The following is a 12511-nucleotide window of genomic DNA, read 5'->3' on the forward strand; positions in this document are numbered from 1 at the left end:
TTTCCCGATACTGATGTAGACGGGAAACAGGATGATTGCGCGACGGTGCTCTCAACAGACCAGCATGCGCGGAGACTGTACCGTTAGCGCGTATACCGTACTGTATGCGCGCAGATGGTAGTCAGTCAGGTCTTTGAACGCACGTGCGCCGTGACCCATCCATAAAGCGTTCTCTCGGTAACTCCGTATTCTCTGTGTTTATTCCGAGCGAAGGCTGTGCGGCTGCTGAAGTTTGATCCGGTATTATCCCAACACAGCAGAGCTGCTGACCTACTCTCGCTTGTTTCTTTATGTCGAGCATTGGCTGCGAGACTGGCTGCGAGCGAAACCTTTTTCCTCACCAGATCCTCTACCTGCTCGGGGATTCTTTTTTCATTGTCATGCAAGAAAGCCTCGATTCTTTTGCGCATTTCGTATTCGTCCTGACGCTGCTCTGCTCTACAAATAACCTCCATGATGTCTACCGCGTCGTTGGCAATGGAGCGAAGGCACACCATAGGTAGGTCTGCTTTCAGGACGGGTGGCCACCACTCATCTTCCTGGTATGAAAGGATCGCTTCCCCAATGAGCACCAATGCTAAAACTGCGAAGTATTCATAGGGTTTTGCGTCAGGGAAATTCTCATCATCAAGGTCGACTCCTTTTAAACTATCCTCCAGTGCCTCTAGGCGGGTGGTGTTCTCTTCATTCGGAAAATCGAACTCATCAGAAATGATGTCAGGGTTTTGATCGACCAGCGTTCCCAGCCCATATTCCGTCCGGTCCTCCTCGGGGAGATGACGGAGTATCGAGCCATTGGTTTTCACTTGGTGGGTGATCCAAGATTCTTTCTCTTTTTCAAAATATTCGTTGGTGAGCCACTCGATAGTTGAGGCGGCTACTCTGATCTCATGTTCTGATCGGTTCGCAAGTACCAGCCTGGCGCGTGCTTGCATGCCGGGCAGCCGATATATGGGATCGAACGGCACTTCATCCGTGAAGGCATCAAACTCTTTATCAGTGTCCAAGATCTACGCCTCCTACGGTACCCTGTAATGAGAAGTCGGCCAGCCGAGCGGATGGGTGTCCGCTTTTCAGCTCGTCGACCTAGGCTCACAAAAATATTGTCTATACGAATACTGGTTATCCGAACAGCTACTGCTTTCAGTCTATATCTGTCTACGCAGTAGATGGAAGCGGAGTCAGGCGCGCTTGCCGAAATGACCCTGAATTACAATGCCGCCGGCCAGCCCGTCCAGGTAGTTCGCATACCATTGCATCATCGCCGTGCGCTGCGGCAGGTACTTCGCCTTGTTGTACACGCCAGCGACGCCAGGTTTCTTGTGCGATAGCTGGGCCTCAATGTGGTTCTCGTCGAACCCGTTTTCATTGAGGACCGTCGACGCGATGTGTCGGAACCCGTGCCCGGTTTGGCGGCCCTCGTACCCCATCCGGCGCAGCGCCATCAGGAACACCGTGTCGCTGCGTGGCTTCGTACGGTCGCTGCGCCCAGGGAAGAGCAGGGGATTGCCACCGGTGTACTGGCGCAGCTCTTCCAGCGCCTCGATCGCCTGAGTGGAGAGGGGCACCAGGTGTTCCAGACCTTTTTTTCGGCCCTTGCGATCAACCGGCACCGTCCAGATTTTCTTGTCGAAGTCGAACTCTGACCATTGGGCCTCACGCAGCTCACTGGGGCGAACGGCGAACAGGCTCAACAGGCGCAGGCCGAGGCGAACGTCGTGGGCGTGAGGATATGCGGCGATGGCGCGGATCAGGCCGGGGAGTTCGTCCTGGGTGACGTGGGCGTAGTTCTCTGCCTTTCCTGACTTGAGATATTTTTGCAAGCCTTCCAGCGGATTGTGCGTCGCCCGGCCGGTAACCCGGGCCAAGTCGTACACGTCGCGGCAGTAGGAGCGCACCCGACTCATCTGCTCGAGGATTCCCTGCTGCTCCATGCTGCGGAGGAACTCCATCCACTCAAGTGGAGTGATGTCGACGAACTGGCGCTTGCCGAACACCGGGAAGACATGACGCTCCAGAGCGCCGATGATTCGCTTCGCCGTGCCCGCGTCCCAGTTGGTCAGGCGTGACGAATACCACTCACGGGCCAACGGTTCGAATGTCTCTCCGGCGATGTCCCGCTCCGCCTTCTTGCGCGCCTGCTTCGTCACGATCGGATTTTTGCCATCGGCGGCATCGTTTCGCAATTCGGCTGCTTTCTGCCTGGCCATTGATCCACTGACTTCGGGGTAACCACCAAGCCCGAGCCAGGACCATTTGCCATCCGGCTTCTTGTAGCGGTACTGCCACGACTTTTGGCCATCAGGCTTCACGCGGAAATAAAGGCCGCTCCCATCCAGTTCGCGATATTCCTTGGCATCAGGCTCCAGGCCGGCCAGTGCGGTATCGGAAAGGGGGCGGCGCTTTATCTCGGATCGCTTCATTTGGGCTTGTATCCCCTCGGTTCAATTATTTGTCGAGGATACACACCGGGATACACGAAGGGAAGGTATAGGGGGATACAGAGGGAGATAGCCAGAAACAAGAAAGCCCGCACTAGGCGGGCTTCTTGAGGTTGTTTAGAGACTCATGGAGACATCTGTAAACAGGTACTTGGTGGCTACACAGGGACTTGAACCCCGGACCCCAGCATTATGAATGCTATGCTCTAACCAACTGAGCTATGTAGCCAAGTGGCGCGCATTATTCGCCGGTAACGAAGATGTGTCAAGCGTAAACCTGAAATATTTCTCTGCGCTTTCAACCGCTTAACAATCCCCGCCGCAAATCCCTGTCAACCGAGCTGAAATCTCCCTGTGTTGGCACTCAAGGCCTTGCTTCCCTGGCTCAGGGTGTCCGCCGCCACGTTCACGGCCCGTGCGCCTTCGAGCAAGCGCATGGCCGCCTGGTCGACCTGCTGGATATTGCCGCTGACCTCGTCGGCGGTGCTGGCTTGTTCATCCACGGCGGTGGCGATTTGCGCCAGGGTGTCGGTGACACTTTGCACGGCGCTGGCGATTTCTCCCAGCCGTTCGCCCAGGCCGGTGACGGCTTGGGCGTCGGTCTGGGCCTGGCCGCAGGCGGCTTCCATCAGGCTGACGGCCTCGTTGACTGTGGCACGCAGGCTGTCGACGGTGCCGGCAATCTGTTGCGTGGAAGACTGGGTGCGTTGCGACAGGCTGCGGACCTCATCGGCCACCACGGCGAAACCACGGCCCTGTTCCCCGGCGCGAGCCGCTTCGATGGCGGCATTGAGGGCCAGAAGATTGGTCTGCTCGGCCACGCCACGGATGGTATCGACCACCAGTTGGATCTGCTGCCCTTGTTCGCTGACTCGCCCCAGTGCGGCGGCGGTTTCGTTGAGTCGCTGGTTGAGCTGCTGGATGCTCGCCGTGGTGCGCTGGCTGTCACGGCTGCTGTCAGTGGCGATGCGGCGGGTCTGCTGGGCACTGTCGGAAGCCTGTTCACAACTCTTGGCCACGCCCTGGGAGGTGGCGGCCAGTTGCGTCGCGGCGGCGGCGATCTGGCTGATTTGCATCTGCTGGGCCTCGACTTCTCCCAGGGCGCCGCTGGAGTGGGTATTGAGGGTGCGCACGGCATTGCTCAACTGCAACGTTTCGTGATCCACCCCCAGCAGGCTGGTGCGCAACTGCACCACGGCGACGTTGAGGGCGGTGCTGATGGCCGCCAGTTCATCGCGCCCTTGCACCGGCACTTGCAGGCTGAGATTGCCGTCGCGCAGGGCCTCGGCCAGCAGGGTGATGCCGCTGGCGCTGCGCCGGATCGACGCTTGCAGGCACACAAAAAGATACAGCGCCGCCAGCAGCAGGCAGCCCAGCACCGTCGCTACCAGGACGAACTGGCGAATCGCCGAACCCTGGTAGTGATCCAGTCGCGTATCCAATGCCACCAGTGATTGTTGCCGCAGGGTCGCCAGGTCGGTGAGGAGGGCGTCCATGTGTTTTTCGAAGTCTTCCGGCTTCAAGTTGATGGAGCCGCCGAACACGCCGTCATCCAGCACTTTCAGGCCGGCGTCCAAGTGCTTGAGGCTGCCTTGGAATTGTCCGGCCCAGGTTTGCAAATCGCTGGGCAGGCGGGTTTCCAGCAATGCTCCGGTCTTGACCAGTTGGTCCCGGGCGTCACCGATACGGCTGCGCAGGTCCCGCAGTTGCAGGCGGCTCTGCAGCGTGAACTGGCCCGACACCACGGAGGCCTGGCCAACGCTGGCCAGGCGGCCGACCCGTTCGATCAGGTCCGGTGTCTGCTGGGTCGAAATCTGGGTCAGCAGGTAGGTTTCCAGCCAGGAGGCGAGGGTCAGGCGGTTGTCCATGACCATTTGTTCGCGCAAGGCTTGCAGGGCGCTGAGGGCCGCGGTGAAACGGTCATAGCCGTCCGGCCACCACCCCACGCTGCCCAGGCTCTTGGAGTCCAGACCGTTGAGGCTGGTTTGCAGGGCTTGATAACGGGCAAGCGTGTCGGCTTCGGCACCTTCGCTTTGCAAGGTGGTGCCCAGGTCACTGGCGGCCTGGTTGAGGGCCGGCTGCACCGCATCGAAGGCCGCCATGGCGGCCAGCGTCGCGGGTGTCGGCTGCCGATTGGTCTCGGTGGCGCGCCAGCGGGCGGCGCGGTTGCGCTGGGCGGTGAGCAGGTTGTCGAGATTATCCAGGGCCAGCAATTGGCGAACGCCGGCACGCTCTCCGGAAATCAGGCTGAGCTTGTCGCGATAGTCCTGGCCGATGAGCCACAGGCTGCCCATGAGCGGCAGTATAAAAAGCAGGAACAGCAATTGGAATTTGCGGGCGAAGCCGAAATGCCCCAATAACCTGATTCCCGGTGATAGAAACGCCTGCATGCCCATACTCCCCTGGACACCCATGCACTGTTTTTGTGCGTTTTTTACACAGTGCTAAAACGGGTGCCCTTTTAAAAGGCCTCGAAAGTTTGTCCAAATCGGCTTGGTAGGCCAGCTCTGTAGCGAAACTTCCCATTCTCGGTCTCCTTTGTAAGGAGCCGCGTTATAGCTCATTAACAAGGCAAGATTCAGACCATGGCGTTGGGCTATCACCTTGGAATGGGACAATTTTTTCAAGGTCGATAGCAAGCTAAGGGGATAGCCTTGTCGCACCGAAAAATGGCACATTGACGCACCTGCCCATGTGCACCCTCTCGTATGGAAACTCCCATGGCTATCAGCAATACCCAGGCCGCCACCCCTTCCGTTGCCGCCCTGGCGCAAAGCAGCCCGTTGGTCATGCGCATCATCGGCGCCGTGGCGCTGGCGCACTTGATCAACGATTTGATCCAGGCCGTGCTGCCCTCGATCTACCCGATGCTCAAGGACAGCTATGGCCTGACCTTCACCCAGGTTGGCCTGATCACCCTGACGTTCCAGTTGACCGCATCTTTGTTACAGCCCTGGGTCGGCTATCACACGGATCGCCATCCCAAGCCCTGGCTGCTGCCGGCCGGGACGGTGTGCACGCTGATCGGCATTGTGATGATGTCCATGGTCGGCAGTTTTGCCTTGATCCTATTGGCGGCGGCATTGATCGGTATCGGCTCGTCGACCTTCCACCCGGAAGCATCACGTGTGGCACGACTGGCGTCGGGTGGACGCTACGGGCTGGCGCAATCGACGTTCCAGGTGGGCGGTAACGCCGGCTCTGCCTTCGGCCCGCTGCTGGCGGCGGTGATCATCATTCCCTACGGGCAGGGCAATGTGGCCTGGTTCGGGTTGTTCGCCCTGTTTGCGTTGTTCGTGCTGTACCGCATCAGCCGCTGGTACGCCAACCATTTGAACCTGTTCAAGCTCAAGCAAGGCCAGGCGGCCACCCATGGCCTATCCAAGGGCCGGGTCTTGAGTGCGCTGGTGGTGCTGGGGCTGCTGGTGTTTTCCAAGTACTTCTACATGGCTAGTTTTACCAGCTACTTCACATTCTATCTGATCGAGAAGTTCGACCTGTCGGTGGCCTCTTCGCAGTTGTACCTGTTCCTGTTCCTCGGCGCAGTAGCGGCGGGGACCTTTTTGGGCGGACCGATTGGCGACAGGATCGGGCGCAAGGCGGTGATCTGGTTCTCGATCCTCGGCGTGGCACCGTTCACCCTGATTCTGCCTCACGTCGACCTGCTGTGGACCAGCATTCTCAGCGTGGTCATCGGTTTCATCCTCGCTTCGGCGTTCTCGGCCATCGTCGTGTACGCCCAGGAGCTGGTGCCGGGCAATGTCGGGATGATCGCCGGCGTGTTCTTCGGGCTGATGTTCGGCTTCGGCGGGATTGGCGCCGCGCTGCTGGGGCATCTGGCGGACATTCGTGGCATTGAGTACGTGTATTGGTTGTGCTCGTTCTTGCCGTTGCTCGGGGTGCTGGCGATTTTCTTGCCGAGGACTAAAAAAGTCTGATCCGCCTCCAGATGGCCGTTACCAATGAATATCGAGTTTTATGCTGAAAAATCTTTTGATCAGAACGGTGACCGCCGCCATGGGTAAGCGTAAACGCAAGACACTGCCGAAGGATTTCGGTCAGTTGCTGGAACAGGCCTCGTTTGCCGAGCTGGTCGCCGTGTTCGATGCGTGCGAGCTTGAAGCCACTGGCGGCTACAGCAAAAGCACCGCGCTGGGCTTTTACAACTGTCCCGACGAACTGGCCCGCTGGTTGGTGGAGCAGGGCGCCGATATCAATGCCCGTGACACTTACCAACGAACGCCCCTGCATCATCGCAGTTCGAGTTGGATCGGGGGTATCGACCTGCTGCTGGATTTGGGCGCCGATATCGAGGCGCAGGATTACCAGGGCTACACGCCGTTGCATGCCGCGGCCAACAGCCACAAAGCCGAGGCCATCGCGGCCCTGATCCGCCGTGGCGCCAATGTCGACGCCAAGAGTCGGCAGGGGCACGGTGTCCTGCATATTGCCTTGGCCACTACCCGCAACGCCGATATCGAGGCCACCGCGAAAATCGCCCAGACCCTGTTGGCGGCAGGGCTGCAGCGCGATGAAGGCATGCTCGTTGAAGTGCAACGCATCGGCCGTGAATTCGAATTTCACCGAGCCTCTTTCAACCCGGACTACCTCGAGGCAACGGACGCTGCCCTGACCCGTCTTTATCGCCTTTTCGACGTCGCGCCCGTTGCCTCTCGCAAGGTTCACGACGGTCAGGCCGCCATCGTCGTGACGGCCAGTGGCTGGCCAGACCAGCATCAACAATTGTGGGAGTTGCTGGTGCCATCCTCTGGTGCCGCAGCGACGGCGCAGGGTGAGGTGATCCGCATCAGTGGCCGTATCTCCCGAGAGATCCACCACAACGGATCGGCCAACTGGGACGCCGATTTCAAAACGATGTTGGTGGCTCTGGTCGATCATCTGGGCAGCGCCGTGCCCTTGCCTGAGGCCGACCTCGCGCAAGCCCGGACACTGGCCGCCGTCCTGCGGGGTGGCAACGATGATGGCGAGCAGACTGATCGTCTCTGTGAATTGGCCGTGCGTTGGGTGATCGCCAACCCGCAGCCGGTGCCATTGGCGGCACCTTCCTACGGTAGGTGACGCCCACCTCTTCAGGATCCAATAGCCCGGCGCGACACCTCGTGCGTCGGTGTTGAATTACGACCAAAGTACTGTTTTGTATAACGCCTAAGTTCGATTTTGTATAAAAGTCGAGCGTGTTAATTTGGTGCTGTGGTTATTGGTCTGAATGGATTCTGCGATATTGTTCAAGCGTAACCCCAGGGTTACTGGAAAAGCAGGGATCGCGCATTCTTTCCACCTAGCGCCCTTATGTGCCCTGGCACTTAAGGCCTTCGGTTCTTGATCTGAATACCTCTAGCTGCTTTCAGGTGGATAGAGCGGATTTACGCCCCAACCTGCCACGTTTCAAATATTTATAAAGCGCTGCATCGCCGTGCCCCTTCAAGGCGTTTGTCTTGTGGGCAGCGTAAACAGCCGTGATCGATTGTTATTTGCCGCGTCGTGCACAAGTTAGAGGCCGTCGTCTTTAGCGTTGGCAATCAATAGAATCAGGCAGGGGATGATATGAAGTTCAAGTCATTGCAGGCACGCATTTGTGTCACGGCAGGCGTATGCCTGTTTGTTGCATCCGTCAGTCTGGTTGTCTACGGGCTGTTTACCGCTCGGACCAATGAGCAATACGTCGCTTCCGAAGTCTCGGCGCTGGTTGAAACGTCAACGATCCGGGAAATCCAGAACCTGGCCGAGTCCCGTGCCAATGCCATCCAGGCCAAGTTGCAGAATGCGCTGGACGCCGCCCGCACCATGGCCAACACCTTTGCCGCCAGCAAGGCCGCGCAAAGTCCCTTGGCGTTGGGGCGCGAGCAGATCAACAGCGTATTGCTCAGCGTCCTCAAGGATAACCCGGACTTCAACGGCACCTACTCCTGCTGGGAACCCGATGCGTTGGACGGCCAGGATCCGGCGTTCCGTAATGCTACCGATGGCAATAATCCCCTGACGGGACGTTTCACGCCTTACTGGACTCGCAGCGCCGACGGTCGTGTCGCGGTGCAGCCACTGGTCGAGTATGACTCCCCGGATCGCCATCCCAACGGTGTGCCCAAGGGCGGCTGGTACAGCGGCCCGCGCGACACCCTGAAGGAGAGCGTGCTCGATCCCATTCCCTATGTGGTCCAGGGCAAGAACGTCTGGCTGACCACCCTGTCGGTGCCGATCGTGGCCAACGGCAAGTTCTACGGTGTGGTCGGGGCTGACTTCGATATCGCCTTTATCCAGAAACTCAGTGAGCAGATGTCTGCCGAGCTCTACGGCGGCAAAGGCACGGTTTCGATCCTGAGTAACCAGGGCCTGGTGGTCGCGGACAGCCAGCGCACCGACCTGATCGGGCAATCCATCAAGGCCTTGTTGCCTGATTCCTGGGAAAAAGTGCTCAGCGATATCCAGGGCGGTCGGGGTGACGGCCTGCTCAATCCGCAAACCCAGAATATCGAAGTGCTGATGCCCATTGCCCTCGGTCGCACAGGCAAGCCCTGGGCGGTGCTGATTCGCTTGCCCAAGGCCGTGGTCATGGCCCAGGCCATCGCCCTGGAGCAGGAGTTGCAAGCGCGCAGTATCAGCAACAGCATCTGGCAAGTGTCGGTAGGGCTGGGCATTTCCTTGTTGGCGTTGGTCGCCCTCTGGTTCGCCACGGCGAAAATCGTCGGGCCGATCCGCGAGGCCGCGGCGTTGGCCGCCAACATCAGCCTGGGCGACTTCTCGCGCCGCCTGGTGCAGCAATCCGAGGATGAAGTCGGGCAACTGTCTGCCGCACTCAATGACATGTCCGAAAGCCTGCAGCGGCAGGTGAGGGTGGCCGAGCGTATTTCCGAAGGGGATCTGGACCTGGAGGTCCGCTTGTCGTCGCCCCACGATACCCTCGGCAAGTCACTGGAGAAGATGGTCAGCAACCTGAACCAGCTGATTTCCGAGGTGCAGACCAGCGCCACCCAGATTACCGGCAGCTCGGCGCAGGTCACCGATCTGAGCCAGTCGTTGTCCGACGGTGCGTCGAACTCCGCGTCGTCCATTACCGAAATCAGCGCGGTGATGACGCAAATGGCTGCGCAGACCCGGGACAACGCCGCCAACGCCAAGAAAGCCGATGAGCAATCCCAGGCATCACGGGCCGATGCGGGGGAGAGCGATAAGTTGATGAGCGAGCTGATTGCCGCGATGGCTGAAATCGATAACTCGGGCAAGGACATCACCGCGATCATCACCACCATCGACAATATTGCCGCTCAAACCAATCTGTTGGCGCTGAACGCGGCCATCGAAGCCGCCCGGGCGGGTGAGCTTGGGCGCGGTTTCGCCGTCGTCGCCGACGAAGTCCGCAGCCTGGCCGCCCGCAGCGCCGAGGCCGCCCAGCAGACGGCGGCATTGATCGCTGACTCATCGAGCAAGACCCAGCGCGGCATGATCATCGCCGGCCGGACCGCCGAATCGCTGAAAAACATCGTCACCGGCACCAGCGCGGTTTCCAACCTGGTTTCGCTGATCTACCAGGCCTCCAGCGAGCAGGCTTCGGGCTTGCAGCAGGCCAGCATCGGCTTGGAGCAGATCGATGAAGTGACGCAGAAAAACCAGTCCAACTCGCAAGAGTGCGCGGTGGCGGCCAAGGACCTTTCGGAGCGAGCCTCACTGATGCAGCGTGTGTTGGGACGTTTCAAGGTCAAAAGGGGTGGGCTAAAGCACAAGACTTCCGATTGAAAAAGCGGATAATGGCCGCCTATTTTTTGCTCGTGATGCTGGTAATCCCGTATGGAAATCAAGGTCAACTTTCTCGACAACCTTCGACTTGAAGCCAAGTTTGATGACTTTACGGTGGTGGCCGATCAACCTATCCGCTACAAGGGCGACGGCTCGGCCCCCGGGCCGTTCGATTACTTCCTGGCTTCATCGGCGTTGTGCGCGGCTTACTTTGTGAAGTTGTATTGCCAGACGCGCAATATTCCCACCGATAACATTCGCCTGTCGCAGAACAATATTGTCGATCCGGAAAATCGCTACAACCAGATCTTCAAGATCCAGGTCGAACTCCCGGCGGATATCAGCGACAAGGACCGCCAAGGTATTTTGCGTTCCATCGACCGTTGCACGGTGAAGAAGGTCGTGCAAGCCGGGCCTGAGTTTGTCATTGAGGAGGTGGACAACCTCGACGCCGATGCCCAGGCGTTGCTGATGCCCAATTCGGTTTCCCAAGCGGGCACCTACATCGCCGGCAAGGACCTGCCGCTGGAACAGACCATCGCCAATATGTCGGGTATTTTGGCGGTCCTGGGCATGAAGATCGAGATCGCTTCGTGGCGCAATATCGTGCCCAATGTGTGGTCGCTGCATATTCGCGATGCCCACTCGCCGATGTGTTTTACCAATGGCAAGGGCGCGACCAAAGAGGCCGCCCTGGCGTCGGCGTTGGGCGAGTTCATCGAGCGACTGAACTGCAATTTTTTCTACAACGATCAGTTCTGGGGCGAAGACATCGCCAACGCGGCGTTTGTGCATTACCCGGACGAACGCTGGTTCAAGCCTGGCCGTAAAGATGCGCTGCCAGCGGAAATCCTCGACGAGTATTGCCTGAACATCTACAACCGCGACGGCGAGCTGCGTGGCTCCCACCTGATCGACACCAACTCGGGTAATGAAGAGCGCGGCATCTGCTCGCTGCCGTACGTGCGCCAGTCGGACGGCGAGGTGGTGTATTTTCCGTCTAACCTGATTGAAAACCTGTTCCTGAGCAACGGCATGAGCGCCGGTAACACGCTGGCCGAAGCTCAAGTGCAATGCCTGTCGGAGATTTTCGAGCGCGCGGTCAAACGCGAGATCATCGAAGGTGAATTCGCGCTGCCGGATGTACCGGCCAACGTGCTGGCGAAGTACCCGGGCATCATGGCCGGTATCCAGGCGCTGGAAGAGCAGGGGTTCCCCGTCCTGGTGAAGGATGCATCCCTGGGGGGAGAATTCCCGGTGATGTGCGTCACGTTGATGAACCCGCGCACCGGCGGAGTGTTTGCCTCCTTCGGCGCACACCCGAGCCTGGAAGTGGCACTGGAGCGCAGCCTGACCGAATTGTTGCAGGGCCGCAGTTTCGAAGGCCTCAACGACTTGCCCCAGCCGACGTTCGAGGGGCATGCGGTGACCGAGCCGAATAACTTCGTCGAGCACTTCATCGACTCCAGCGGCGTGGTGTCGTGGCGCTTTTTCAGTGCCAAGTCAGATTACGAATTCGTGGAGTGGGACTTCTCCGGCCAGGGTGAAAACTCGAATGCCGAGGAGGCCGCGACCTTGTTCGGCATTCTCGAAGGCATGGGCAAGCAAGTGTACATGGCGGTCTACGAGCACATCGGCGCGAAAGCCTGCCGTATCCTGGTGCCGGGTTATTCGGAAATCTATCCCGTGGACGATCTGATCTGGGATAACACCAACAAAGCGCTGTTTTTCCGCGCCGACATCCTGAACCTGCACAGCCTGGACGAAGACGAACTGCAAGCGCTGGTCGAGCGTCTGGTGGAAAGCGAGCTGGACGACTACACCGACATCACCACCTTGATCGGCATCGAGTTCGATGACAACACGGCTTGGGGCCAGTTGACGATCCTGGAGTTGAAGCTGTTGATCTATCTGGCCTTGCAGCAGTTCGAAGAGGCGAAGGAAGCGGTGGAAACCTTCTTGCAGTACAACGACAACACGGTTGAGCGCGGGTTGTTCTACCAGGCCGTGAATGTGGTGCTGGAGATGAAGCTGGACGAAGACCTGGAACTGGAAGACTACGAGGCCAATTTCCGCCGGATGTTTGGCAACGAGCGGATGGATGCGGCGATCGGCTCGGTGGACGGCAGCGTGCGCTTCCATGGCTTGACGCCGACCAGCATGAAGCTGGAGGGTCTCGATAGACACCTGCGCCTGATCGACAGCTACAAAAAACTGCACGCGGCGCGGGCCAATGTGTCGGCTTTACCTTCCGGGCTCGCCCCGTCGCTTGGCTGAATCCCGGCACTTGCATGGGGTTCGGTTTTTTCCGAACCCCG

General features: G+C 59.0%; 7 protein-coding genes, 1 tRNA gene and 1 pseudogene. 5 read left to right on the forward strand and 4 right to left on the reverse strand.

Features of this window, described 5'->3' with window-relative positions:
- Nucleotides 1-125 precede the first annotated feature (125 nt).
- The 4 genes from BLU85_RS19190 to BLU85_RS19205 form a co-directional block, all read right to left on the reverse strand.
- Entirely contained in the window at nt 126-1007 is an 882-nt protein-coding gene (locus BLU85_RS19190) for a hypothetical protein (RefSeq protein ID WP_092202471.1), read from the reverse strand.
- Between the two features lie 174 nt (nt 1008-1181).
- On the reverse strand, nt 1182-2423 hold the full coding sequence (locus BLU85_RS19195; protein ID WP_092202473.1) for a tyrosine-type recombinase/integrase: 1242 nt from the start codon (nt 2421-2423) through the stop codon (nt 1182-1184).
- A 170-nt stretch (nt 2424-2593) separates the two neighbouring features.
- Nucleotides 2594-2670 (reverse strand) — tRNA-Met (locus tag BLU85_RS19200).
- A 103-nt stretch (nt 2671-2773) separates the two neighbouring features.
- Entirely contained in the window at nt 2774-4831 is a 2058-nt protein-coding gene (locus BLU85_RS19205; RefSeq protein ID WP_092202475.1) for a methyl-accepting chemotaxis protein, read from the reverse strand.
- 330 nt (nt 4832-5161) lie between these two features.
- On the opposite strand from BLU85_RS19205, the gene BLU85_RS19210 reads away from it, so the two are divergent.
- From BLU85_RS19210 to BLU85_RS19225, 5 genes and pseudogenes are all read left to right on the forward strand, one after another.
- Nucleotides 5162-6379, forward strand: coding sequence for an MFS transporter (locus BLU85_RS19210; RefSeq protein ID WP_092202477.1), 1218 nt, complete (start codon nt 5162-5164; stop codon nt 6377-6379).
- 79 nt (nt 6380-6458) lie between these two features.
- The gene (locus tag BLU85_RS19215) at nt 6459-7520 is read left to right on the forward strand and encodes an ankyrin repeat domain-containing protein (protein WP_092202646.1); all 1062 of its coding nucleotides are present in this window, start codon (nt 6459-6461) and stop codon (nt 7518-7520) included.
- A gap of 726 nt (nt 7521-8246) precedes the next feature.
- Nucleotides 8247-9269, forward strand: a pseudogene (locus BLU85_RS31790) (HAMP domain-containing protein); the annotation flags it as partial.
- 111 nt (nt 9270-9380) lie between these two features.
- Entirely contained in the window at nt 9381-10193 is an 813-nt protein-coding gene (locus BLU85_RS31795) for a methyl-accepting chemotaxis protein (protein WP_371128511.1), read from the forward strand.
- Nucleotides 10194-10244: 51 nt separating this feature from the next.
- On the forward strand, nt 10245-12470 hold the full coding sequence (locus BLU85_RS19225; protein ID WP_092202481.1) for an OsmC domain/YcaO domain-containing protein: 2226 nt from the start codon (nt 10245-10247) through the stop codon (nt 12468-12470).
- Nucleotides 12471-12511: the final 41 nt, after the last annotated feature.

The sequence above is a fragment of the Pseudomonas sp. NFACC14 genome (assembly GCF_900106885.1).
GTDB classification, from domain to species: Bacteria; Pseudomonadota; Gammaproteobacteria; order Pseudomonadales; family Pseudomonadaceae; genus Aquipseudomonas; species Aquipseudomonas fluorescens_AA.